Genomic DNA, 23,536 nt, shown 5'->3' with positions numbered 1-23,536 from the left:
TAGTCAGGTGTTTTACACGACCTCAGGATGAACTCGCTGGCTCAGCCAAGCCCCCGAAAATACGAGGGCTAACGCTGGTCCGGTCGCGCGGATGCAACAGTTTCGACCTGCCTTATACCTACAAAAACAAAGGGAGTCCGTAATGGGCGAGCATGATCTGAACAGACGTCAATTCATCAAGACCGTGGGCGTAGCCTCGGTTGCAGCGGCAGCCATGAGCATGCCGTTCATCAAGGCCAATGCCAGCGACACACGCTTTGCCGGCAAGACCCTTCGTCTGCTGACCTGGTCCGATGACACCGGCCTGGCCGCACTGCGTAACATCGCCGCGACGTTCGAAGACAAGTACGGCTGCAAGGTCATCGCTGACCGCACCGGCAGTACCTCGGAAATGGTCGCCAAGCTCAAGGCCGGCGGTGATCGTCCGCAATACGACATCATCACCCTGGCAGGCGTCGGCGCCGAAGGTCTGGCCGCCGCCAACCTGCTGGAAAAACCCGACCTCAACCGCATTCCCAACCTCGTCGATGTACCGGAGAAATACCGCACCGGCGCCAATGGCCACGGTATCGGTTACCTGCTGTGGTGCAACAGCCTGGTCTACAGCACCCGCACCCAGAAAGAAGCCCCGACCAGCTACGCCTCCCTGTGGGATGCCGACGCGGCGCCGAACATCTTCCTGCCGCCGCCGAACTGGACCGAGGCCATGGACCTGATCATCATCGCCGCCAAACTGGCCGGTGGTGACGAACACAACATCGAGCCTGGCTTCAAGAAGCTCGCCGAGCTGAAGGATCGTGTGGTGACCCTGGGTGAAAACCCGAACCAGATCGCCGAACTGTTCCGCACCGGTTCCCTGGACATGGGCGGCCTGTACGCGCCAGCCTTCTTCCCGAAACAGATCCGCGATCCGAACTACGGCCTGGGCGCCACATTCGGCATGAAGGAAGGTTTCTACACCGACCTGATGCTGTCGGTGATGCCGAAGAACCGTCCGGGCGATACCGACATGGCCTACGCCTTCATCAACCACTCTCTGGACCCGCTGGTGCAGGGCAAGATGGCTGAAGACATCTACAACGGCCCGGTCAACGCCAAGGCGATCATTTCCGCCGAAGCACGCAAGAGCTCGTACATCCTCACGCCGGAGCAGATTGCCGAGAAGGCGATCATGCACGACAACGCCTTCCTGGCCAGCGTGCATGACCAATGGATTCGTCGTTACACGGAAATCTTTTCTTCCTGATCGAGTGACGTACACAAGACCTTGAAGCACCACAAATCAAATGTGGGAGCGGGCTTGCTCGCGAATGCGTCGGCACATCCAACATCAATGTGACTGATACACCGCTTTCGCGAGCAAGCCCGCTCCCACAGGGTTCACGGTGGTATCGAGGCTTGTGTTTGTCAGCTGCTGTCCATTGACGAGACCCTTTGCTATGGAACACCAACCTCTGACTCATCCGCTGAGTGCCGCCCCCGTGCGCGCCGCTCGGGGTGTTTCGCCGACCGCGCGCGCTTGGCTTTTCCTCACGCCGTCGATGCTGTTTCTCGGCGTTTTGATTGCCGCGAGCCTGCTGGTACTGCGCATGAGCGTGGGCACCAAAGGCGCGGAATGGTCCGGGTTCAGCCTGGCCAGTTACGCCCAGTTGCTGGAACCCTATTACCTCAAGTCGCTGATGCTGACCCTGCGCCTGGCGCTGATCAGCGCGGTGATCGCAGTGATTCTGGCGATCCCGGTGGCCTACACCATGTCGCGCCTGACCTCGCCGTTCGTGCGACGGATCTTCCTGGCGGCGGTGTTGCTGCCATTGCTGGTCAACCTGCTGCTGCAAAGCTACGGCTGGCTGGTGATCCTCGGCCCTGGCGGCATGCTCAACCAGGCACTGATGGGCCTGGGCCTGATCAAGCGCCCGATCATGCTGTTGTACAACCAGAACGGCGTGTTGATGGGCTTGGTGCAAACCGCCTTCCCGCTGGCCGTGTTGCCGATTGCCAGCGCCATGCGCGGTGTCGCCCGCAGCTACGAAGAAGCTGCCGCCACCCTGGGCGCCAGTCGCTTCCAGGTGTTCCGCCAGGTGGTATTGCCGATGAGTCTGCCGGGGATCATTACCGGTGCGACCCTGGTGTTCGCCTACAACGCCAGCAGTTTCGTGGTGCCCTTGCTGCTCGGAGGTCGGCGCGTGCCGATGCTGGCGGTGATGGTGCATGACCAGATCGCCCCGCTGATGAACTGGCCCGCCGCATCCGCTGCCGGCGTGGTGCTGATCGTCACCACCCTCGCGATCATGACCTTGTCCGAATACATCACTGGCCGTCGTCGGCGCATGCTGGAGGCTTCCCAATGAGCACCCTGACCAAAAAGCGTTATGGGCTGTTGCCCGGCGAGACCGGCAAGTTTGCCGGCATCCTTTCCGGCTTCATCCTGCTGCTGGCGGTACTGCCGATCCTGACCATGATCGTCATGTCGTTCAGCGGCGCGTCGAACCTCGACTTCCCGCCGAGCAGCTACAGCCTGCAATGGTACAAGGCCGCCTGGCACACCTTCGTGTCGCCGGATGCCAGTGACGTCCTGAGCCTCGGCCAGGCCATGAGCACCAGCCTGCTGGTGTCGTGCCTGACCATGATTTTCGCCACGATCATCGCGGTGCCGGCGGCCTACGCGCTGACCCGTTGCGAGTTCCGCGGCAAGGCCGTGGCGCTGCAGCTGATGTCGTTGCCGCTGGTGTTTCCGATGGTGGTGTTGGGCCTGGCGTTGCTGCTGGTGTTCGACAGCCTGCCGTTCCACATGACCACCTCGCGCCTGGTGATTGCCCACGTGATCCTCGCGTTGCCATTCGTGGTGAAGAACTGCACGGCGGCGATGCTCTCCATCGGCAGCGAAGTCGAAGAGGCCGCGCAAATGCTCGGTGCTTCACCGCTGCGGGCGATTGTCGATGTGGTGGTGCCGTTGATGAAGTCGGGGATCCTGGCGGGCATGCTGCTGGCGTTCATCGTCTCGTTCAACGAATTCACCGTGACCTATTTCCTCTACACCATCGACGTCATGACCGTGCCGATCTGGATGTACAGCCGCACCGTGTCTTCGCTCGACCCAACCGTATTTTCGTTTGCCGTGCTGATCGTGCTGATCGACTTCGTCCTCATCTGGGCGCTGGAGAAGCTGGTTGGTGAAGGTGGCGTTTCGTTCTGATTTCTTGAGGTGATTCTTATGTCTGGTCTGATTCTGGAAAACGTCGAGAAACATTACGGCTCGGCCTGCGCGGTAAAGGATGTAAACCTGCATTTGCCCGAGGGCAAACTGGTGTGTTTCCTCGGTCCTTCGGGCTGTGGCAAAACCACCTTGCTGCGCATGATTGCCGGGCTGGAAACCCTGAGCGGTGGCGAGATTCGCCTGGACGGTGAGGACATCGGCCACACCCCGGCGCATCTGCGTAATTTCGGCATGGTGTTCCAGTCGCTGGCGCTGTTCCCGCACATGACGGTGGGGGAGAACATCGCCTATCCGCTGAAACTGCGTGGCGTCAGCAAGGCTGACCAGCAGGCGCGGGTGGTGGAATTGCTGGAACTGATCCAGCTGCAAGCGATGATCAATCGTCCGGTGGCCAAGCTGTCCGGCGGCCAACGCCAGCGCGTGGCGATTGCCCGGGCGATTGCCAATCACCCGAAAATCCTCCTGCTCGACGAACCTCTGTCAGCGCTGGATGCCAAGCTGCGCGAGTCGATGCAGGTGGAAATCCGCCAACTGCAACAACGCCTGAACATCACCACCATCATGGTGACCCACGACCAGCGCGAGGCCATGACCATGGCCGATATCGTGGTCGTATTGGGTGAGCACAAGGTGCAGCAGGTGGGCACGCCGATCGAGATCTATCGTCACCCGGCCAACGAGTTCGTCGCGGACTTCATCGGCTCGGGCAACATCTTCCCGGCCACGGTGCTGGGTAACGGCAAGGTCAGTTTGCCGGGCGGCGATGCGCTGCAAGTACCGATCTGCAGCAGCATCGTGGTCGGTGAAAAGGTGAAGATGCTGATTCGCCCGGAAGACCTGCAACTGTCCGCACCCCAGGCGACCGCGGGCAACCGCTTGCTGGGCAAGGTGACGTTCGTGCGCGATATCGGCGCGACCATCGAGACCACGGTGGAGTGTTCCGGGGTGTCGTTTACCGCGCTGAGCACGCCATGTCAGGGCTTTGGCCTGAGCGTTGGTCATCCGGTGTCGGTGACCTTGCCGGTGGAGGCATGCCGGGTACTGGGCGCCTGATCCAGGATTTGTATTGCCTGAGCTGGACTCTTCGCGAGCAAGCCCGCTCCCACATTTGGAATGCATTCCACCTGTGGGAGCGGGCTTGCTCGCGAAGGGGTCAGCAGCCACACCAAAAACTCCGGATCAAACCGTCAACCGCAACCGCGCCAGATCCCGCAACGGCGGCGCACCGAACAACCGGCTGTACTCCCGGCTGAACTGCGACGGACTTTCATACCCGACCCGATACCCCGCCGCCGAAGCCTCCAGCCCTTCGGCGAGCATCAGCCGCCGTGCTTCCTGCAGGCGCAGCTGCTTCTGATACTGCAACGGACTCATCGCCGTCATCGCCTTGAAGCGGTGATGCAGCGTCGACACGCTCAGGTTCACTTCCTTGGCCAATTCATCAATGCGCAACGGCTGTTCGAAATTGCCGTTGAGCCATTTGATCGCCTGGCTGATGCGATGGCTCTGACTGTTGGCGATGGCGATTTCGTACAGCCGATGCCCCTGTTTACTGCGCAACAGGCGATAGAGGATCTCCCGGCGAATCAGCGGCGCGAGCATGGCGATGTCTTTTGGCGTGTCCAGTAATCGTGCCAGGCGCAGCACGGCGTCGAGCATCGCGGTGTCGAGTTTTTCGACATACAGCCCGCGCCCGGTCGGCCGGGTGGGCACGCCGAGGGGGCCGGCGTCAGCGATCAGTGCGGTGATTTCCGTCGGGTCGATGTCCAGGCGCAAGGCCAGGATCGGTTCCTCAGGCGAGACATCCACCACTCGTCCACTGAGCGGCATCGAGACCGAGACCACCAGGTAGTTCAGCGGGTCGTAGTTGAAGTATTCGTTGGCCAGCTGAACTTCCTTGCGCCCCTGGGCCATGATGCACAGCGCCGGTTGCGCGAGCACCGGGGCGAACTCGTGGGACTGGCTGTGGCGGGACATGAACAGCGAGCCGATGGCCGTGGCATAACTGCCATCTTCGGCGGTGTTGCGGCGGATGATGGCCGCCAGTTCCGCGCGCTGCTTTTCCATGTCGGTGTCCAGCGGGGCTTGAAAGTGATCGAGCGACGACATGCGAGGCATCCTCGGCAAGGCATGAAGGGAGTGGTGCAGAGCATAAGTTTGTGCAAGCGACAGCGGTAGACACATCCTGCCGGATGCTTGCCTGATTCTGCCAGGGGTCGACCGGCGGTGTAGCCAATAGAGCCTTGTGCCGCAAGAACTTGCTTGAAACTCGTATGGCAGAACCGTGACAGGGTTTTACAGCTTGTTACAGGCTGGCGATGAAGTTTCGCAGGATTGTGCAACGCGCCGGCAGGAATCGACTAACGAGACAGGCGTCGCGGCCCTTAACCTTTGATCCTGTCGCAGCCCGTCCCCCGGCTGCCACGCGACTCCCCGGGAGGGTTGAACATGTCCACGCAGATCCCCGTCAGTCATATGGCCTTCGTTCGAGCGCGCGCCGGGCGCTCGGAGGAACTCGGTGTGCGCCTCAGCGCCCTGATCGAACCATCCCGCGCAGCGCCAGGCTGCCTGAGCTTTGCCTTGCAGCATTCGCAATGCGATCCGGAGCTGTGGCTGGTGTCCGGTTTCTGGAGCAATCAACAGGCCATGACCGCGTACTTCAGCACGCCGGCGATGGAGATTTTTGCCGAGCTGGTGCAGGAGCTGGTGGTCAACAGTCTGGATTTCCACACCTTCAAGGATGTCTCGGCGGCGCAGGCCCTGGGGCAGTCCGCAGTGGCGGTACACAAACTGGCCGGTTGAGGGTTTAATGACGGCATTCTCAACCAGCCAGGATTCGCGACATGGCACGTAAAGCCTTTGAACACTTCGAAGCTGTTTCCGCTGTAGTACCGGGCGAGGGTGGTTACCACGCCGCTATCGCCGTCAAAGCGCTGGGTGGTTCCGGCGCCCCGCGTTTTCACAAGGTGCTGGAAGGGCAGATCTTCAAGACCGCCCATGACGCCGACCTGGCAGCGGCCAAAGAACTGACCCACCTCAAGGACGTCAAAGAAGACGCCGACCTGCTCTGGTGATCACTTCACCGCCCCCGGGCGGTACATCTTGAACAACGCCTCAGGCCCCAGCTGGAAGTAATCCGCCGGCCCGCCGCCGCGCAGAATCGGTTCTGCCGCGGCGGTGTCGTATACCCCGTCCTTCAACAGCCATTTGGCGATATGCACGGCGACCACTTCGCCGAGGATCAGCCAGCTCGGCACCACGTTGCCGTCCGCTCGTTGCAACTGAATGATCTGCGTGACCTTGCACTCGAAGGACACCGGGCTCTCTGCCACCCGTGGCACCTGAATGACCTTCGAGGCAGCGGTCGTCAGCCCGGCCAGTTCGAATTCGTTGACCTCAGGCCCGACCATGGCGCAGCTCTGGTTCATCTGCTCGGCCAGCGGCCGCGTGGCCAGGTTCCAGGCGAACTCGCCGGTCTGTTCGATGTTGTTCAGGCTGTCTTTGCGCCCGACGCTGGAAAACCCAATGATCGGCGGAATGTAGTTGAAGGCGTTGAAGAAACTGTAGGGCGCCAGGTTTAAGCGGCCCTCGGCATCCTGTGAAGAGATCCAGCCAATGGGGCGCGGGCCGACGATAGCGTTGAACGGATCGTGGGGCAGGCCGTGGCCGTTGGCGGGTTCGTAGAAGTGGATGTCGTCAGGCATTGGAGATAATTTCCGGAGCGGGCTGGAGGCGCTCATGGTGCAAGCACGCGCCACGGATTTCCAGTCGGATTCGGTACTTGAGTTGATGAGATCCAATGTGGGAGCGGGCTTGCTCGCGAAAGCGGTGTGCCAGTCACATTGATATTGGATGTGCCGCCGTCTTCGCGAGCAAGCCCGCTCCCACAGGATTTGTGGTCTGCCGGAAGAATTGTATTACCCCAAAAACGACCAAGCCCGGCCGAAGCCGGGCCGTGAGTTCCCTCCACGATCAGCCGATAGCTTCAGCGCTACCGGTTTTGTCGAAACCGTCGGCAGCGACAGCGTCCGCGGTGCCGGTTTTATCGAAACCATCAGAAGCATAGGTGCCCGAGTGGCTGCGTTCGATGGCGGCGCTGGCGCCGGAGCCGTAAGAGGCCGAGCCGGTTTTGTCGTAGCCATCGGCGGCGAACGTGTTGGCGGCCAGTACGGAAAGGGCCAGGGCAAGGATCAGTTTGGTCTTCATGGTGGTGACTCCCGTCTCGTTGGCGTTTAGTGGAAAAAAGCCAAGACGCCAGATATATCGATTAAATTTCGCAATTAAATCCTGCTACTTATCGATTAATTGGATGTTAAGGCCGTCAGGCTTTTTCGCTTTCAAGGACTGAGTGAGCGCATCGCAATGAATCGATCAGGCCGTTAAAGGTTGGGCGGCGAGCATTAACGCGTGATTAATCGGCTCTTTTACCTGGGTGACGGATTTTTCATGAAGCCCTTGTCCACTTTTCAGTGTGGCATCGCCGAGCCTGGGTTTGGCTGTCATGACGATGCTGACTTGATACCGAGTCGGCTCCATTCGCGAGCAAGCCCGCTCCCACATTTAACCGGGTTGTTCCAGAAGGAACGCGGTCGAATGTGGGAGCGGGCTTGCTCGCGAAGAGGCCGGTACAGCCAGCTTCGATCTATCTGTCAGTCAGTGACGATCCGCGAATGCTTGCGGGTGTCTTTCATGGTGATGTACACCAGCAACGACACGGCAATACACGCGGTGACGTACCAGTAGTAACCAGTCTCCATACCGATGCTCTTGAACCACAGCGCGATGTATTCAGCGGTGCCGCCGAAGATCGAGACGGTCAGTGCGTACGGCAGGCCCACGCCCAGGGCGCGGATCTCGGTCGGGAACAGTTCGGCTTTCACCACGGCGTTGATCGAGGTGTAGCCGCTGACGATGATCAGCGCCGCCATGATCAGGAAGAACGCGCCCCACCAGGTCGTAATGGTGTGCAGGGTGGTCAGGATCGGTACGGTGAACAGCGTGCCCAGGATACCGAAGGCAATCAGGATCGGCCGACGACCGATTTTATCCGACAGCCCGCCGATGATCGGTTGCAGGCACATGAACAGGAACAACGTGGCAGCGGAAATGGTGGTGGAGTCGGAAATGCTCATGCCGACGGTATTCACCAGGTATTTCTGCATGTAGGTGGTGTAGGTGTAGAACGCCAGCGTACCGCCCATGGTCAGGCCGACCACGGTCATCAGTTCCTTGGGGTGGCGCATCAAGGTGCGCATCGCGCTTTCCTTGGCTTTTTCTTTCTTGGTGAAGGACTCGGTTTCTTCCATGCCACGACGCAGGTACAGCGCAACCACGGCACACAGCGCGCCGATGGCGAACGGGATGCGCCAGCCCCAGGCGTAGAGCTCCTCGGTGGTCAGGAAGTTCTGCAGGACAATCAGCACCGCCAAAGCGATGAGCTGGCCGGAGATCAGGGTCACGTACTGGAAGCTGGAGTAGAAGCCGCGACGCTCCTTGGTCGCCATCTCGCTGAGGTAAGTGGCGGAGGTGCCGTATTCGCCACCCACCGACAGGCCTTGCAGCAAGCGCGCGAACACCAGCAGGATCGGCGCGCCGATGCCGATGACTTCATAACCCGGGCTCAGGGCAATCAGCAGCGAGCCAAAGCACATCAGGTACACCGAGGCCATCAGGGCCTTTTTGCGCCCGACCTTGTCGGCATACAGACCCATCAGCCAGCCACCGATCGGACGCATCAGGAAGCCCACGGCGAAGATCGCGGCGGTGTTGAGCAGTTGGGCGGTGGTGTCGCCTTTGGGGAAGAAGGTTTTGGCGAAGTACAGGGAGAAGGCGGCGTAGACGTACCAGTCGTACCACTCGACCATGTTGCCAACGGAGCCGCTGAAGATCGACTTGATGCGGCTGGAAGTGGTTCTTTCTTTGGCCGGCGTGGCAGCCGACCCAAGCGGCAGGGAGTTGGAGTTATCCATTGAAGGATCCTTCATTTAATTGTTTTTGTGGAGCGCGATGAAACGCAGCCTGCCAGGGCTATAGCAGGAGGTGTGCCAACGGGGAGAGGGCCGGTTTAGAGGGGGTAGAGTGTTTTGGTGAGCGGGAATCCGCTTATCTTTGGCTGGTGGTGAGCGGAAAGTTGCTTATTTTGGCTCCTGGGTTTGTGTCGCCTGTACCGGCCTCTTCGCGAGCAAGCCCGCTCCCACAATTGATCTGAGACGTACACAAATCTTGTGTTCACTGGAGATCCACTGTGGGAGCGGGCTTGCTCGCGAAGAGGCCAGTTCAGGCGCTACAAAAACATCTCCCGGCTCAACCCATGCCGCTGCATCTTTTCATTGAAGGTCCGGCGTGGCAGTTGCAGTTCTTCGAGCACCGCTTTCACATCGCCCTTGTGCCGGGTCAATGCCGCACGCAGGCATTGCGCTTCGAACGCTTCCTGCTGAGCCGCCAGTGACTGGCCGGGCTCGATGCCCAAGGGTTCCGGTTCACCGAGCCCCAATACCTGACGCTCGGCGACATTCGCCAATTCGCGCACGTTGCCTGGCCAGTCGTGGCTCAGCAGGTGACTCAACTGGGCGCCGCTCAACGGCGGAAATTTACGTCCCAGGCGTTCGGCGGCGTTTTGGGCAAATGATTCGAACAACAGGGGTATGTCTTCACGGCGTTCGCGCAAGGGCGGCAGGCGTAGCTCAGCGACGTTCAAGCGATAGGCCAGGTCTTCGCGAAAACGTCCGGCCCGCGCTTCGTCGAGCAGGTCCGGCTTGGTCGCGGCAATGATGCGCAAATCCACGCGGATGCTCTGGTTCGAGCCCAGCCGTTCAAGCTTTTGCTCCTGCAACACCCGTAGCAGTTTCACTTGCTGGGCCAACGGCATACTTTCGATTTCATCGAGAAACAGTGTGCCGCCGTCGGCGTACTCGAGCTTGCCGATGCGCTTGCCGGACGCTCCGGTGAACGCACCGCTCTCGTGACCGAACAGCTCGGCTTCGAACAATTGCTCGGGGATGGCCGCGCAGTTGAGTGCGACAAAGGGCTTGTCGGCCCGCGGCCCGAAGTCGTGCAGGCAACGCGCGACCAGTTCCTTGCCGCTACCGGTTTCGCCGCGAATCAGCACGTTGACCGGCAGTGCTGCCAGGTCCAAAACTTGCCGACGCAGGGTCTGTAGACCCCGAGACACGCCGAGCAGCGTGGCATCCAGTTTGGCGCGGTTGTCCGCCTGCTCGTGCAGCGCGCGGTTTTCCAGCACCAGCCGGCGTTTGTCGAGGGCGCGGCGCAGGCTGCCGAGCAGGGTTTCCGGGCTGAAGGGTTTTTCGAGGAAATCGTAGGCACCGTCGCGCATGGCTTCGACGGCCATCGGTACATCGCCGTGACCGGTCAGCAGGATCACCGGCAAATCGGCATCCCGGCGTTGCACCTCGGCCAGCAGTTCGAGGCCGGTCATGCCGGGCATGCGCACATCGCTGAGAATCACCCCGGCAAAATGCCTGGGCAATTGCGCCAGGCATTCATCGGCGCGACTGAACAACTGCACCTCGAAACCCGACAGGCTCAACCATTGCTCGACGGCACTGCGGATGCTGCTTTCGTCGTCGACCACGATCACTGAGTTCAGCATGGTTTATGCACCTCCAGGTCGATGGGCAAGGTCACGGTGAACACGGCACCTTTGTCATGATTGTCGGCACTCAAGCGCCCGCCGGATTCGTGAACGATGGCAAACGATACGGCCAAACCGATCCCCAGGCCATCGCCCACCGGTTTGGTGGTGAAGAACGGATCGAAGACCTTGGACAGGTTCTCTTCGGCGATACCGCCGCCGTTGTCGATCACACTCAGGCGCCATAGTTGTTCGTCGGCTTCGAGGCGGATTTCCAGGCGTTTGCAGGGTTTATCCTGCATCGCATCGAGGGCATTGCGCAGCAGATTGATCAGCACCTGTTCCAGGCGAATCGCATCGCCACGCACCCAGGCCGGGCGGGTCAGATGCAGCACGGTGCTGACCTGTTCGTCGCGCAGCCGAGTGTCGAGCAGTTGCAGCGACTGATCCACCACCGCCGCCAGGTCCAGGCGTTCGCGCAAACCGCTGGGGCTCTTGCGGGCGAAGGTTTTCAGGTGGCCGGTGAGGGCCGCCATGCGGGTGAGCATTTCATCCACCGGCTTGAGCGCCTTGTAGGCGTCGTCGACGCGGCCGTTGTCGAGCAGCAGGCGCAAGGTCGCCAGCTGCATGCGCTGGGCGGTGAGCGGCTGGTTGATCTCATGGGCCAGGGCGGCGGACATCTGCCCCAGCGCCGCGAGTTTGGCCGACTGCACCAGACCTTCCTGGGCGGTGCGCAGGTCGCGGGTACGCTCTTCTACAAGCTGTTCGAGTTCTTCGCGACTGCGCTGACGCAGTTTGGCCAGGCGCCAGCGCTGGTTGAGAAACAGCAGCAGGAACACCAGGGTCAGCCATAGCCCGGCCGCGGCGAGGGCAGCATTGCGGCTGTCTTCGAAGGCGACTCGTGGGCGCCGCAGCAGGTGCAGGGTCCAGCCCTCGGTATTCAGCGGCAGGGATTCCCACAGGTAATCCGCCTTGCCGTCGGGGCCGTCGACCCGAGCCAGGTCGCTGTTATCGTCGAAGCGCCGCAACGATTGAAACTCAAGCGGCGTCAGCGGCTGCTTGTCGTACTGGCGGGTGGTCTTGAGTTCGGCATGATCGCTGTCGCTCAGCGGCTTGAGCAAGCGATAGCGCCAGCCCGGCTGGTTGGCGATGAAGATTATTCCACGTGCGTCGCTGACCAGCAGTGTGTCGCTGCCCTGGCGCCACTCGCGTTCCAGTTCGGGGAATTCCAGTTTCACCACCATGGCGCCGAGGAACCGGCCATCGTCATCGCTGACCGCGCTGGAGAGGAAGTAGCCGGGAATTCCGCTGGTCACCCCCACGGCGTAAAAGCGCCCGGTGCCCTGGGTGCGGGTCTGGTTGAAATAGGGACGGAAACCGTAGTTGTGGCCGACATAACTGCTGGGCAAACGCCAGTTGCTCGCCGCCACGGCGAGGCCGGTGTGATCGAGCAGTTCCAGGGTCGATGATTGGGCGGCGCCGTTGATTTTTTCCAGTTTGCGGTTCAATGCGTCCTGCTGTTCGGAACTGACCTTGCCCTTGAGCGCCGAGCGCAGCTCCGGGTCCAGCGCCAGCACCGCGGGCAGGGCGCGGTAACGTTCGATCAGGGTATGCAGGGACGTGGCATACAGTGCCAGTTGCTGATTGGCGCGAGCCGCGTCTTCGACCATTGACTGGCGCACGGTGTGGCGCATGGCCAGAGTGGCCGCGATGGCAGCACCGGCAATGATCAATACGGTATAGAGCGCCAGGCGCAGGGATCGAGATAACTCAAACATGCAGGGCTTACACAAGGAATACGGAGGGGGCGCACGATAACATGAGCGACTTGGCCCTTGTAGGAGCGAGCCTGCTCGCGATGGAAGTCAACGATAACGCGGGGCACCAGACAGCCCGTGTCGTCCATGCGTCCTTCGCGAGCGGGCTCGCTTCTGCAGGGGGATGGCCTGGCAATAAAAAAGGCGACAGGGATAACCCTGTCGCCTTTTCTGGAACAGTCCAAGCGCTTACTGCACTTCTACCGCCAGGCTTTCACTGATCTTTTTCTGCCAGATGGCAGGACCGGTGATGTGTACCGACTCACCTTTGCTGTCGACGGCAACAGTCACAGGCATGTCTTTCACGTCGAACTCGTAGATCGCTTCCATGCCCAGTTCGGCGAAAGCCACCACGCGGGATTTCTTGATCGCTTGCGCTACAAGGTAAGCCGCGCCGCCGACTGCCATCAGGTAGACGGCCTTGTGGTCCTTGATCGCGTCGATTGCGGTCGGGCCGCGCTCGGATTTGCCGATCATGCCCAGCAGGCCGGTTTGGTCGAGGATCTGACGGGTGAACTTGTCCATCCGCGTGGCGGTGGTAGGACCGGCCGGGCCAACCACTTCGTCACCGACCGGATCGACCGGGCCGACGTAGTAGATGAAGCGACCCTTGAGGTCCACCGGCAGGGTTTCTCCCTTGTTCAGCATCTCGACCATGCGCTTGTGCGCAGCGTCGCGGCCGGTGAGCATCTTGCCGTTGAGCAGGACGGTTTCGCCCGGCTTCCAGCTCTGCACTTCTTCCGGGGTCAGGGTGTCGAGGTTGACGCGACGGGCCGACGGGCCGGCTTCCCAGACGATTTCCGGGTAGGCGTCCAGCGGTGGCGCTTCCAGCGAAGCAGGGCCGGAACCGTCGAGCACGAAGTGTGCGTGACGGGTGGCGGCGCAGTTCGGGATCATGCACACCGGCAGCGAAGCGGCGTGAGTCGGGTAGTCCATGATCTTCACGTCGAGCACGGTGGTCAGGCCACCCAGGCCCTGGGCGCCGATGCCCAGCTGGTTGACCTTCTCGAACAGTTCCAGGCGCATTTCTTCAATGCGGTTCTGTGGGCCACGGGCCTTCAGTTCGTGGATGTCGATGGATTCCATCAACACTTCCTTGGCCATGACGGCAGCTTTCTCGGCGGTGCCGCCGATGCCGATGCCGAGCATGCCCGGTGGGCACCAGCCGGCGCCCATTTCCGGAACTGTCTTGAGCACCCAGTCGACGATCGAGTCGGACGGGTTGAGCATGGCCATCTTCGACTTGTTCTCGGAGCCGCCGCCCTTGGCTGCCACGTCCACTTCCACGGTGTTACCCGGAACGATGGAGTAGTGGATGACCGCCGGGGTGTTGTCCTTGGTGTTCTTGCGAGCGCCCGCCGGGTCGGCGAGGATCGAAGCGCGCAGGACGTTTTCCGGCAGGTTGTAGGCGCGACGTACGCCTTCGTTGATCATGTCGTCCAGGCCCATGGTGGCGCCATCCCAGCGCACGTCCATGCCGACACGCACGAACACGGTGACGATACCGGTGTCCTGGCAGATCGGGCGGTGGCCGGTAGCGCACATGCGCGAGTTGATCAGGATCTGTGCCATCGAGTCGCGGGCCGCTGGCGATTCTTCGCGCAGGTAGGCCTCGTGCATCGCCTGGATGAAATCCACGGGGTGGTAGTAGGAAATGAACTGCAGGGCGTCGGCAACGCTCTGAATCAGGTCGTCTTGCTTGATCACGGTCATGAGTCGCGCTCCTCTAAAAGACGGGAACATTCAATAAGGTGCTTGCAGCTTGGGTGCATCGGTCGGTTGCAAGCACCTTTCAAGGCACGCCGGGCAAGCTGGCGCGACGCTAAAAAGGCGCGGCAGTATACCGCGCCTCGCGGACAGGCACACGCGCCGGCAGTCAATCGTTGGTCGCATAGAAGCAGCTGCAAGCGGCAAGATTGAAGCTGCAAGAGGAGTGCGTGGCTTTTGTGGCGAGGGGGCTTGCCCCCGTTGGACTGCGGAGCAGGCCCGGTAACAGACAGGTCGTTGTGTCAGGCGGATTGTTTTCACCGTTTTTGCGGCTGCTTCGCAACCGAACGGGGGCAAGCCCCCTCGCCACAGGGCCGCGCAAGGCGCGGACCGTCGATCCCGAAAATTGAATGGTCATTTATCGGCCACGCCACTAAAGTGACATTCGGTCTGTAGAGTAGGACGCTCTGTCAGTCTCCTTTCATTTGGTGAATCAACGATTGACCCAAAACGCCATCCAGCGCCTGTTGCTCAAACGTTTCGCCCTCGCGGCCGGCACCTATGCCCTGGCATTGCTGTTGCTGTGGCTGGCGTTTTTTACCGGTCACTACAACGCGCCGCTTTCCAGTGTCGCCATCGGCAGCGCACTGGTAGTGATCAGTCAGGCCATCCTGTTCGCGGTGTTCTACAGCGGCTGCAACCTGCGCTTCGCCGACCCCAGCCTGACCGAGGCACAAGTGTTGCTGGGGCTGGGTTGGCAAACCTGGCTGATTGCCCATCTGGACGAAGCCCGGGGCGCGTTTCTGGTGTTTTACGTGCTGATCCTGCTGTTCGGCCTGTTCCATCTGTCTCGCCGGTCTTTAGTACGATGCGCGCTGCTGGTGTTTTTGAGTTTCAGTGCGATCACGCTGTGGGAGGGCTACCACTTCCAGCTGCCTGACCCGGCCATGGCGGTGTTGCAGGTCTGTGTGCTGTTCATCGTGCTGGTGTGGCTGGTGCTGTATGCCCGCTATGTCCAGGCCTCGCGACAACGCATGCGCCAGCGGCGTTTTGCCTTGCAGGCGCACCAGGACACGTTGCGCGGGATGATGCGTCAGCTCGAAGACCTGGTGGCCACCGACGAGCTCACGGGCCTGTTCAATCGTCGGCATTTCCTGCGCCTGGCGTCACGCGAGCTGAACGCCATGGACGCCGGTGTCGTGCATGGCCTGGCGCTGATCGACCTCGACCATTTCAAACGCATCAACGACCTGCACGGTCATGCCGCCGGCGATCAGGTGCTGCAAGCCTTTGCCGGCGTTGCCAGCGCGTGCCTGCGTGACGGTGACGTACTGGCTCGCTACGGTGGCGAAGAGTTCGTGGTGCTGCTGCCCGATTGCGATGCCGACAGTCTGACTTCGTGCTGCGAACGGCTGCGCATCGCGTTCACCGATGTCGAGCTGATTGGTCTGAATGTACGCAACCTCAGCCTGTCCGCCGGCATGACCCTGCTGGAATTGGGTGACGACCTCGATGATGCGTTGCAGCAGGCCGATCAGGCGCTCTATCGCGCCAAGCGTGACGGCCGCAACCGATGCGCGGCAGCGTGGGAGAACGTCGATGCCTGAGCTGCGGGTCGGCGAGCGCCATTGGTCGGTGGCGGCGGGCAGCAATCTGCTCGATGCGCTGAATCAGAACGGCGTGCCAGTGCCTTACAGTTGCCGCGCCGGCAGTTGTCATGCGTGCCTGGTGCAGTGTGTGCGGGGCCTGCCGAACGACAGCCGCCCCGATGCCTTGAGTGCACCGCAGCGTGAACAAGGCTGGCGGCTGGCGTGCCAGTGCCAGGTGGTCGAGGACTTGCAGGTGCACGCCTTCGACCCGCAAACCGATGGTCATCCGGCCGAAGTCGCGGCGGTCGATTGGCTGACTACCACGGTGCTGCGCTTGCGGGTAATCCCCCAGCGACCGTTGCGTTATAGCGCCGGGCAGCACCTGGTATTGTGGGCGGGTAGCGTGGCGCGGCCGTATTCCCTCGCCAGCCTGCCGCAGGAAGACCGTTTTCTGGAGTTTCATCTCGATTGCCGCACGCCCGGGGAATTCAGCGATGCCGCCAGGCAAATGCGCATCGGCGATCCGATCCGTCTCGGTGAACTGCGCGGCGGTGCCTTGCATTATGACCCTGACTGGCACGCCCGGCCGTTGTGGTTGATGGCGGCCGGCACCGGATTGGGGCCATTGTTTGGTGTCTTGCGCGAAGCATTGCGCCAGGATCACCAGGGCGCCATTCGCGTCATTCACCTGGCCCATGATGCCAATGAGCACTACCTGGCCAAACCCCTGCAAGCCATGGCAACCAGCCGTCCGAACCTGAGTGTCGAACTGTGGACCCCGGCCGAGTTGCCAGCGGCTTTGGCGCAACTGCGGCTTGTTTCCCGGCAAACCCTGGCCTTACTCTGCGGAGGCCCCGACAGTGTCGACGCCTTTGCCCGGCGTCTGTATTTGGCGGGATTGCCGCGCAATCAACTGCTGGCCGATGTGTTCCTGCCCCGTGGTTGAGCGCTGATTTTTCAGACGCGAGACCTGCCATGACCGATGCCATCCAAGTTGAACGCGAACGCGGCCTGTTGACCCTGCGCCTGAATCGCCCGGACAAGAAAAACGCCCTGACCCGCGCCATGTACAGCCACTTGGCCGAGGCGCTGAAACAGGCCGACAGCGACCCGAATGTCAACGCCGTGTTGATCACCGGCTCTGCCGAATGCTTCACCGCCGGCAACGACATCGCCGATTTCATCCAGCAACCGCCGAACAGTCTCGACAGCCCGGTGTTCCATTTCATGCTCAACTTGCTCGAATGCCGCAAACCGGTGGTCGCCGCCGTGGCCGGAGCGGCGGTGGGCATTGGTACGACCATGCTGCTGCATTGCGACCTGGTGTACGTCAGCCGCGACGCCCGCCTGCGCATGCCGTTCGTCAACCTTGGTCTTTGCCCGGAGTTCGGCTCCAGCCTGATCCTGCCGCGTCTGCTCGGGCAGGCCAAGGCGGCGGAGTTGTTGCTGCTCGGTGAAGGTTTCAATGGGGAGCAGGCTGCGGCGTGGGGCATTGCGTCCGAAGCGCTGGGCAGTGGCGAAGAAGCCTTGGCCAAGGCGCGGGAGATGGCCCTGCGATTCGAGTCGCTGCCGCCGGAAGCGGTGCGCATCAGCAAGCAATTGATGAAGGCGCCGGACCGGGAGCTGTTGCGCAAGGTGATTGAAGAGGAGGGGGCGTTGTTCACTCAGCGGCTGCGGTCGCCGGAGGCGTTGGCGGCGTTGACGGGGTTTATCAAGCGGCATTGAATCTTTCGCTGACTGTACCGGCCTCTTCGCGGGCAAGCCCGCTCCCACAGGGTTTTGTGTTGGTCACATGATTTGTGAACAATCCCGGTCAATGTGGGAGCGGGCTTGCCCGCGAAGGGGCCGGATCAGACAACTCAAAAAATGGATCAGAATGCAAAAAGCCCCGCCATTCACATGGCGGGGCTTTCGTTTTTCAGCAAACGGTCACTCAGACCATCGGATCGCCAACGTGCAGGATCTTCATGCCGTTGGTGCCACCGGTAGTGTGGTAGCTGTCGCCTTTGGTCAGGATGACCCAGTCGCCTTTCTGTACCACGCCGCGCTTGACCAGCTCGTCGATAGCCTTCTGGCTGACTTCGTTCGGCGCCAGCGAAGCCGGGTCGAACGGGATGGTGTACACGCCACGGAACATTGCCGCACGAGCCTGGGCTTCGCGGTGTGGGGTGAACGCGTAGATCGGCACCGAGGAGCGGATGCGCGACATGATCAGCGGGGTGTAGCCACTTTCGGTCAAGGCGATGATCGCCTTCACGCCCGGGAAGTGGTTGGCGGTGTACATGGTCGCCAGCGCGATGCTTTCGTCGCAGCGCTGGAATTCCTTGCCGATGCGGTGGCTGGAGGTCTTGCTGGTCGGGTGCTTTTCGGCACCGACGCAGATACGCGCCATGGCCTGAACGGCTTCCAGCGGGTACAGGCCAGCGGCGCTTTCGGCCGAGAGCATCACGGCATCGGTGTAGTCGAGCACGGCGTTGGCTACGTCGGACACTTCGGCGCGGGTCGGCATCGGGTTCTGGATCATCGACTCCATCATCTGGGTCGCCACGATCACCGCCTTGTTGTGGCGGCGTGCGTGCAGAATGATTTTCTTCTGGATGCCCACCAGCTCGGCGTCGCCGATTTCCACACCCAGGTCACCACGGGCAACCATCACCGCGTCGGACGCCTTGATCAGGCCGTCGAGGGTTTCGTCGTCGGCCACGGCTTCGGCGCGTTCGATCTTCGCCACCAGCCAGGCAGTGCCGCCGGCTTCGTCGCGCAGTTGACGGGCGTACTCCATGTCGGCGGCGTCACGCGGGAAGGATACCGCGAGGTAGTCGACTTCCATTTCCGCGGCGAGCTTGATGTCGGCCTTGTCTTTTTCAGTCAGGGCCGGAGCGGTCAGGCCGCCACCGCGACGGTTGATGCCTTTGTGGTCGGACAGCGGGCCGCCGATGGTCACGGTGCAGTTCAGCTCGGTGGCGGTGGCGGTATCGACGCGCATCACCACGCGACCGTCGTCGAGCAGCAGCTCGTCGCCCACGCCGCAGTCCTTGACCAGGTCCGGGTAGTCGATGCCGACCACTTGCTGGTTGCCTTCGGTCAGAGGATGGCTGGTGGAGAAGGTGAATTGATCACCGATCTTCAGCTCGATCTTCTTGTTGGCGAATTTGGCGATACGGATTTTCGGGCCTTGCAGGTCACCCAGCAGGGCGACGAAGCGGCCGTGCTTGGCAGCGAGGTCACGCACCAGCTTCGCGCGAGCCTTGTGCTCGTCGGGGGTGCCGTGGGAGAAGTTCAGGCGGGCGACGTCCAGGCCAGCCAGAATCAGCTGTTCGAGAACTTCCGGCGAGTTACTGGCCGGGCCAAGGGTGGCGACGATTTTGGTACGACGGACGGACATGCAAAGACTCCTGAGTTCAAGCGCTGAGTGAGGCTACTATGCTCCGAAGGTGTAGTCATTGTTCGTTTGCACTACTTTTCGTGAAGAGCTTGGTTTTTTCGAAGAGCCTGGTTATTGCCGTCTTTATAGAACCGCGCAACTTTGCATCCGGCAGCCTGAAGATTTCCGACCATGGGTCGATACAGCGTTCATGACAGGAGATTTTCCCATGCGTTGCGTACTCATTGCCGCCCTTGCCATCAGCGCCCTCAGCGTCACGGGCTGCACCCGTTGGTCGATGAACCATCATTTGAACAATGCCTACAAAGCCTATGACCGGGGCAATTGCGAGCAAGTCATGCTTGAACTGTCCAAAGTCGAGCGCGAAAGCCGGGCGCGACCTTATGTGTGGCCGGAAGCATCGATGATGCGCGGCCTTTGCCTGGAACGGCAGAAGATGTTTGTCGATGCGGCGCAGACGTATCAGTTCATCATCGCCTCGTACCCACAGAGCGAATACGCCTACCGCGCCCGAGCCCGTCTGGAAACCCTGCAAAGCCTGGGTCACTACCCGTTGCGCAGTGCTGCCGCGACAAAATCCACGCAGTTCTGACGGCCGCAACCCTCTGATCGCTGGCTCCCCGGCGGTGGTGAGCTATAGTCCAGGGAACCGGTTTTAGAGCGTTGTCTTTGATGAACCGGGGCAACACCTGTGACCGGCACAAGCAAGACTCTGCGCTACAAGGACTGGCGCACCGGAAGCGGGGAGAGCGGGCAAAGACTTATGCATACCCGTTCCGAAGCAGTAGTGCGGCTCTGCTTAAGAGCCTTGCATAGCGAATTTGCACATGTTCACTGACCGCCGAATCGAGCGGCATCAACTGCCGTACTTCCTGAAAGTGTTCAACGGCATCACCGGCAAACCCATCGGCTACCTGGGCAATGTCTCCGAAGACGGGCTGATGTTGATCAGCCAGCTGCCGATGATGATCGGCGCGGACTTCAACCTGCGCCTGAAAATTCCTGCCAGCGAAGGTGGTCTGCGAATCATCGACCTGCAGGCCTGTTGCCTGTGGTGCCACGAAGACGCGACCCCCCAACATTACGACGCCGGGTTCAGCCTGCAACGGGCACCGCCGGAGTATGGGCAACTGGTAGAGGCGTTGAAGCAGTATTTCAGTTTTCTGCCACTGCCGGCTTCGGCCTGAGATCAATGGGAACCTGGCTGTGAGTGATTGCCCAGGCTCAGAGTCCGGTTCTCTTCCAGCCCAGGTACCGAGTCACCAACTCTGCCCCCAACTCACCGGGCCGCGCATCCATCACCAATACGCCATGAGCGTTCAAGCGCTCATGGAGTTCGGCGCGTGCATTCAGGTAGTCCACGGTCCCGCAATAGGCCAATGCTTCGGGCAAAGTCTGCACCGGTGACTGACGCAGGGTGTCGAGCACGTCTTCGCGCAGGCTCGCGACCAATACCTGATGCTGCCGGCTCAGGCGGTGGACGGCCGGAAGCAATTCATCGTCGTCCTCTTCGCGCAGGTTGGTCACCAGCACCACCAGTGCCCGGCGTTTTTGCCGTGCCAGCAGTTGCGTGGCTGCGGCTTGATAGTCGGCGCTGCGCTGGCTGCTGTTCAAGTCATAGACGGTGTTGAGCAGGGTGTTGAGATGGCTGGTGCCTTTTACCGGCGCAAGGTAGCGTGGCTGTTCGCTGGCAAAAGTACTCAGGCCCACCGCATCGCCCTGACGTAGAGCGACGTAGCTGAGCAACAAACAGGCGTTGAGGGCGTGATCGAAGTGCGACAGCTCATCATCCTGGCTACGCATGTGCCGGCCGCAGTCGAGCATGAAAATGATTTGCTGATCGCGTTCGTCCTGATATTCCCGGGCAATCGGCGTGCGCTGGCGTGCGGTGGCTTTCCAGTCGATCTGGCGCAGGCTGTCGCCCTCGCGAAATTCGCGCAATTGATGGAACTCCAGGCCCAGGCCCCGCCGTTGTTTCTGGCGGACGCCAAGCTGGCTGAGCCAGTTGTCCACCGCCAGTAATTGCCCTTCATAGAGACGGGCGAAGTCGGGGTAGACGCGGGTGGCGTCGGGCAGGTCGAGCAAGCGTCTTTGCGACCAGAGGCCCAAGGGGCTTGGCAGGTTGATTTCGCAGTGTTCGAAGCTGAAGTGGCCGCGTTTGAGCGGGCGCAGGCGATAACCGGCCAGGCTGTACTGGCCGGGTTGCAGCTCGACTGTCAGCGGCAGGTTTTCGAAGCTCAGACCCGGTGGCACATGGTCGAAGACTTGTACCTTCAGCGGTTGCGTAAAGTCGTGTTCGACCGTCAGTTGCACCTCGCTCCATCGACCCAGCGCCAGGCTGCCGGGTAACTGGCGTTTCAGTCGGGGTGACGGCAGGCGCTTCACGCGCACCGCATCCAGCAGTGCCAGGGCCAGCAGCGCCAGGAGCAACCCCCAGTTGATCGCCATGAGATTCGTCGGAACCGAGACTTCCAATGCCACCAAAGTGCCCGACACAATGGTGCAGGCCAGCAGGATCAACAGCCAGACGAGCATCAGGCGCGAGGGTTTCACAGGCGCGGCGCCGGCACTTGGTCGAGCAACTGCTGGAGCACCTGATCGACATCCAGACCCTCGATATCCAGCTCCGGCGCGATGCGCACACGATGGCGCAGCACGGCCAGGGCGCAGCCTTTGATGTCATCCGGAATCACGAACTCACCGCCGCGCAGCAGCGCCCGGGCCCGGGCACATCGCACCAGCGCGATGGATGCGCGTGGGCCGGCGCCGAGGATCAAGCCGGGCCAGTTGCGGGTGGAACGGGCCAGGCGCACGGCGTAATCGAGCACCTGGTCGTCCAGTGCCAGGTCGCTGGCGATGCGTTGCAGGGCCAGTACATCCCTGGCCTGCAATAACGTGCGCATCGGTTGGACATCAAGCATGTCGGCCCGGGTCGAGCGGCTGACCTGACGCACCATGTCCAGCTCCTGCTCGGCGTCGGGGTAATCCATGCGCACCTTGAGCATGAAACGGTCCAGTTCAGCCTCCGGCAACGGGTAGGTGCCTTCCTGTTCGATCGGGTTCTGCGTGGCAAGCACCATGAACGGTTGCGCAATCGGCAATGGACGGCCTTCGAGGGTGACTTGCCGTTCCTGCATGGCTTCGAGCAGCGCCGCCTGGGTTTTCGCCGGGGCGCGGTTGATTTCGTCGGCCAACAACAGGTTGGTGAACAGCGGGCCTTTGCGCAGTTTGAATTGCTCGGTCTGCAGGTCATACACGGCATGCCCGGTGACATCGCTGGGCATCAGGTCCGGGGTGAACTGGATGCGTGCGAACTCGCCGCCGAAGCAGCGGGCGAGGGCGCGCACCAACAGGGTCTTGCCCAAACCCGGCACGCCTTCGAGCAGCACGTGGCCGCCGGCGATCAGTGCCGTCAGGACGTCGTCGATCACGCTGTCCTGGCCAATCACCGCTTTTTGCAGTTCTTTGCGTACGGCCTGGGCCAGATGGCCGGCACGCTGACGCTGTTGAGCGGCATGGCTCGGTGTGTCGGGCTCGATCGGTTGACTCACGACTTCCGGAGCCTTGTTAGCAGTTACATTTGTTTTATCTTCCATAAGTCAGTCACTTATCTAATCTAACTTTTTTCACGTTTTTTTTTACGCGCGGAACGAGTGAGTGACTGCCAATCTGCCTCATTGCAAACCCATGGCAACCCTTCATTTGAGCGTTCGTCAGAGGTGGAGGTTAGTCTATGACGGTCAACTGCCGACATTACCTGCCTTGCTTGGGAGAATTTGGTTCGATGAGTGAATCAAACGCTGCTGTCGGGTCTGCACGATAAGGTGCAGCAAAGCCTTGCCGTGTCGCGGCAGTCATTCGGCCATCCCGGAACCAAGGGTGATGCGAGCGAAAAAGCATGGCTGGAGCTGCTTGAAACGTATCTGCCGCACCGGTATCAGGCGGCAACGGCGCATGTCGTAGATAGCAGGGACGGGTTCAGCCAGTGACAATTTCACAGCAGAGCAAGCCTGCAACACTCCTTCTGCTTACACAGAATTCAGTTGTGTTGCATCGACCGGTTGAATCCACAGCCGAAAGCTGCCGACCATCAAGGGCTGCTAACGACCTGGAGCAGTCGGCGAACAGAATAATGGCAAATTAGTGGCTATGCTTGGTCTGCTATCGAAACTGATCAGGCAGTCCGGCAGGCGGCGCGGAAATGACCCGCAACGTGCCCTGTGTCACTCGACT

At 61.1% G+C, this 23,536-nt stretch carries 23 protein-coding genes; 12 read left to right on the top strand and 11 right to left on the bottom strand.

Annotation, left to right across the window (positions count from 1 at the left end; translation table 11 throughout):
* Positions 1 to 142 precede the first annotated feature (142 nt).
* The 4 genes from PspS34_RS22415 (at position 143) to PspS34_RS22400 (ending at position 4,267) form a co-directional block, all read left to right on the top strand.
* A complete protein-coding gene (locus tag PspS34_RS22415) occupies positions 143 to 1,246 on the top strand; it encodes an extracellular solute-binding protein (RefSeq protein ID WP_159390335.1) in 1,104 nt (367 codons plus the stop codon).
* A 193-nt stretch (positions 1,247 to 1,439) separates the two neighbouring features.
* A complete protein-coding gene (locus PspS34_RS22410; protein WP_057713477.1) occupies positions 1,440 to 2,348 on the top strand; it encodes an ABC transporter permease in 909 nt (302 codons plus the stop codon).
* Positions 2,345 to 3,193: an ABC transporter permease gene (locus tag PspS34_RS22405; protein WP_007978496.1), complete on the top strand. Its 849-nt coding sequence runs from the start codon at positions 2,345 to 2,347 to the stop codon at positions 3,191 to 3,193. The genes PspS34_RS22410 and PspS34_RS22405 overlap by 4 nt, the downstream gene beginning before the upstream one ends.
* A gap of 18 nt (positions 3,194 to 3,211) precedes the next feature.
* Positions 3,212 to 4,267: an ABC transporter ATP-binding protein gene (locus PspS34_RS22400; protein ID WP_057713479.1), complete on the top strand. Its 1,056-nt coding sequence runs from the start codon at positions 3,212 to 3,214 to the stop codon at positions 4,265 to 4,267.
* 126 nt (positions 4,268 to 4,393) lie between these two features.
* Here PspS34_RS22400 and PspS34_RS22395 read toward each other — a convergent pair whose 3' ends face one another.
* Positions 4,394 to 5,323, bottom strand: a complete 930-nt coding sequence (locus PspS34_RS22395; protein ID WP_154860446.1) for an AraC family transcriptional regulator — start codon at positions 5,321 to 5,323, stop codon at positions 4,394 to 4,396.
* Positions 5,324 to 5,662: 339 nt separating this feature from the next.
* Between PspS34_RS22395 and PspS34_RS22390 the strand changes: the two genes are divergently transcribed.
* Together PspS34_RS22390 and PspS34_RS22385 are read left to right on the top strand one after the other, a co-directional pair.
* The gene (locus PspS34_RS22390; RefSeq protein WP_057713481.1) at positions 5,663 to 6,016 is read left to right on the top strand and encodes an antibiotic biosynthesis monooxygenase family protein; all 354 of its coding nucleotides are present in this window, start codon (positions 5,663 to 5,665) and stop codon (positions 6,014 to 6,016) included.
* Between the two features lie 41 nt (positions 6,017 to 6,057).
* Entirely contained in the window at positions 6,058 to 6,288 is a 231-nt protein-coding gene (locus PspS34_RS22385) for a hypothetical protein (RefSeq protein ID WP_150813329.1), read from the top strand.
* Here the strand turns inward: PspS34_RS22385 and PspS34_RS22380 are convergent, their stop codons facing one another.
* From PspS34_RS22380 to PspS34_RS22355, 7 genes are all read right to left on the bottom strand, one after another.
* Positions 6,289 to 6,918 carry a flavin reductase family protein gene (locus PspS34_RS22380; RefSeq protein WP_056726095.1) on the bottom strand — a complete coding sequence of 210 codons (630 nt, stop codon included), beginning with the start codon at positions 6,916 to 6,918 and terminating at the stop codon, positions 6,289 to 6,291.
* A gap of 268 nt (positions 6,919 to 7,186) precedes the next feature.
* Positions 7,187 to 7,420: a hypothetical protein gene (locus PspS34_RS22375; protein ID WP_154860445.1), complete on the bottom strand. Its 234-nt coding sequence runs from the start codon at positions 7,418 to 7,420 to the stop codon at positions 7,187 to 7,189.
* A 165-nt stretch (positions 7,421 to 7,585) separates the two neighbouring features.
* Positions 7,586 to 7,717: a hypothetical protein gene (locus tag PspS34_RS28840; RefSeq protein WP_263289999.1), complete on the bottom strand. Its 132-nt coding sequence runs from the start codon at positions 7,715 to 7,717 to the stop codon at positions 7,586 to 7,588.
* 146 nt (positions 7,718 to 7,863) lie between these two features.
* A complete protein-coding gene (locus tag PspS34_RS22370) occupies positions 7,864 to 9,183 on the bottom strand; it encodes an MFS transporter (protein ID WP_150813328.1) in 1,320 nt (439 codons plus the stop codon).
* A 314-nt stretch (positions 9,184 to 9,497) separates the two neighbouring features.
* Positions 9,498 to 10,823 (bottom strand): sigma-54 dependent transcriptional regulator, encoded by a 1,326-nt coding sequence (locus PspS34_RS22365; protein WP_008052500.1) that lies wholly within the window; start codon positions 10,821 to 10,823, stop codon positions 9,498 to 9,500.
* Complete coding sequence (locus tag PspS34_RS22360; RefSeq protein WP_154860444.1) at positions 10,817 to 12,583, bottom strand: ATP-binding protein; 1,767 nt, start codon at positions 12,581 to 12,583, stop codon at positions 10,817 to 10,819. The genes PspS34_RS22365 and PspS34_RS22360 overlap by 7 nt, the downstream gene beginning before the upstream one ends.
* A gap of 228 nt (positions 12,584 to 12,811) precedes the next feature.
* Positions 12,812 to 14,335 (bottom strand): fumarate hydratase, encoded by a 1,524-nt coding sequence (locus tag PspS34_RS22355; protein WP_090457475.1) that lies wholly within the window; start codon positions 14,333 to 14,335, stop codon positions 12,812 to 12,814.
* Between the two features lie 494 nt (positions 14,336 to 14,829).
* Between PspS34_RS22355 and PspS34_RS22350 the strand changes: the two genes are divergently transcribed.
* From PspS34_RS22350 to PspS34_RS22340, 3 genes are read left to right on the top strand one after another with little or no spacing between them, the layout of a single operon-like run.
* Positions 14,830 to 15,936: a GGDEF domain-containing protein gene (locus tag PspS34_RS22350; protein WP_057713488.1), complete on the top strand. Its 1,107-nt coding sequence runs from the start codon at positions 14,830 to 14,832 to the stop codon at positions 15,934 to 15,936.
* Positions 15,929 to 16,864 carry an iron-sulfur-binding ferredoxin reductase gene (locus PspS34_RS22345; protein ID WP_154860442.1) on the top strand — a complete coding sequence of 312 codons (936 nt, stop codon included), beginning with the start codon at positions 15,929 to 15,931 and terminating at the stop codon, positions 16,862 to 16,864. Before PspS34_RS22350 ends, PspS34_RS22345 begins: the two co-directional genes overlap by 8 nt.
* Positions 16,865 to 16,893: 29 nt before the next feature.
* Complete coding sequence (locus PspS34_RS22340; protein ID WP_150813325.1) at positions 16,894 to 17,643, top strand: enoyl-CoA hydratase-related protein; 750 nt, start codon at positions 16,894 to 16,896, stop codon at positions 17,641 to 17,643.
* Positions 17,644 to 17,851: 208 nt separating this feature from the next.
* On the opposite strand, the gene pyk is transcribed toward PspS34_RS22340, so the two are convergent.
* A complete protein-coding gene (gene pyk / locus PspS34_RS22335; protein ID WP_007978464.1) occupies positions 17,852 to 19,303 on the bottom strand; it encodes a pyruvate kinase in 1,452 nt (483 codons plus the stop codon).
* A 208-nt stretch (positions 19,304 to 19,511) separates the two neighbouring features.
* Here pyk and PspS34_RS22330 point away from each other — a divergent pair, with 208 nt between their 5' ends.
* Positions 19,512 to 19,895, top strand: coding sequence for a hypothetical protein (locus PspS34_RS22330; protein ID WP_057713491.1), 384 nt, complete (start codon positions 19,512 to 19,514; stop codon positions 19,893 to 19,895).
* A 235-nt stretch (positions 19,896 to 20,130) separates the two neighbouring features.
* Positions 20,131 to 20,490, top strand: coding sequence for a PilZ domain-containing protein (locus PspS34_RS22325; RefSeq protein ID WP_154860441.1), 360 nt, complete (start codon positions 20,131 to 20,133; stop codon positions 20,488 to 20,490).
* A gap of 37 nt (positions 20,491 to 20,527) precedes the next feature.
* Here the strand turns inward: PspS34_RS22325 and PspS34_RS22320 are convergent, their stop codons facing one another.
* Complete coding sequence (locus PspS34_RS22320) at positions 20,528 to 21,856, bottom strand: DUF58 domain-containing protein (RefSeq protein ID WP_154860440.1); 1,329 nt, start codon at positions 21,854 to 21,856, stop codon at positions 20,528 to 20,530.
* Positions 21,853 to 22,854: a MoxR family ATPase gene (locus tag PspS34_RS22315; protein WP_154860439.1), complete on the bottom strand. Its 1,002-nt coding sequence runs from the start codon at positions 22,852 to 22,854 to the stop codon at positions 21,853 to 21,855. Before PspS34_RS22315 ends, PspS34_RS22320 begins: the two co-directional genes overlap by 4 nt.
* A 237-nt stretch (positions 22,855 to 23,091) precedes the next feature.
* On the opposite strand from PspS34_RS22315, the gene PspS34_RS22310 reads away from it, so the two are divergent.
* Positions 23,092 to 23,292: a DUF6602 domain-containing protein gene (locus tag PspS34_RS22310; RefSeq protein ID WP_202982162.1), complete on the top strand. Its 201-nt coding sequence runs from the start codon at positions 23,092 to 23,094 to the stop codon at positions 23,290 to 23,292.
* The last annotated feature ends 244 nt before the right edge of the window (positions 23,293 to 23,536 follow it).

Source organism: Pseudomonas sp. S34 (genome assembly GCF_009866745.1).
In the GTDB taxonomy this organism is placed as follows: domain Bacteria; phylum Pseudomonadota; class Gammaproteobacteria; order Pseudomonadales; family Pseudomonadaceae; genus Aquipseudomonas; species Aquipseudomonas jessenii.
This window is presented reverse-complemented; position numbering and strand designations above follow the sequence as displayed.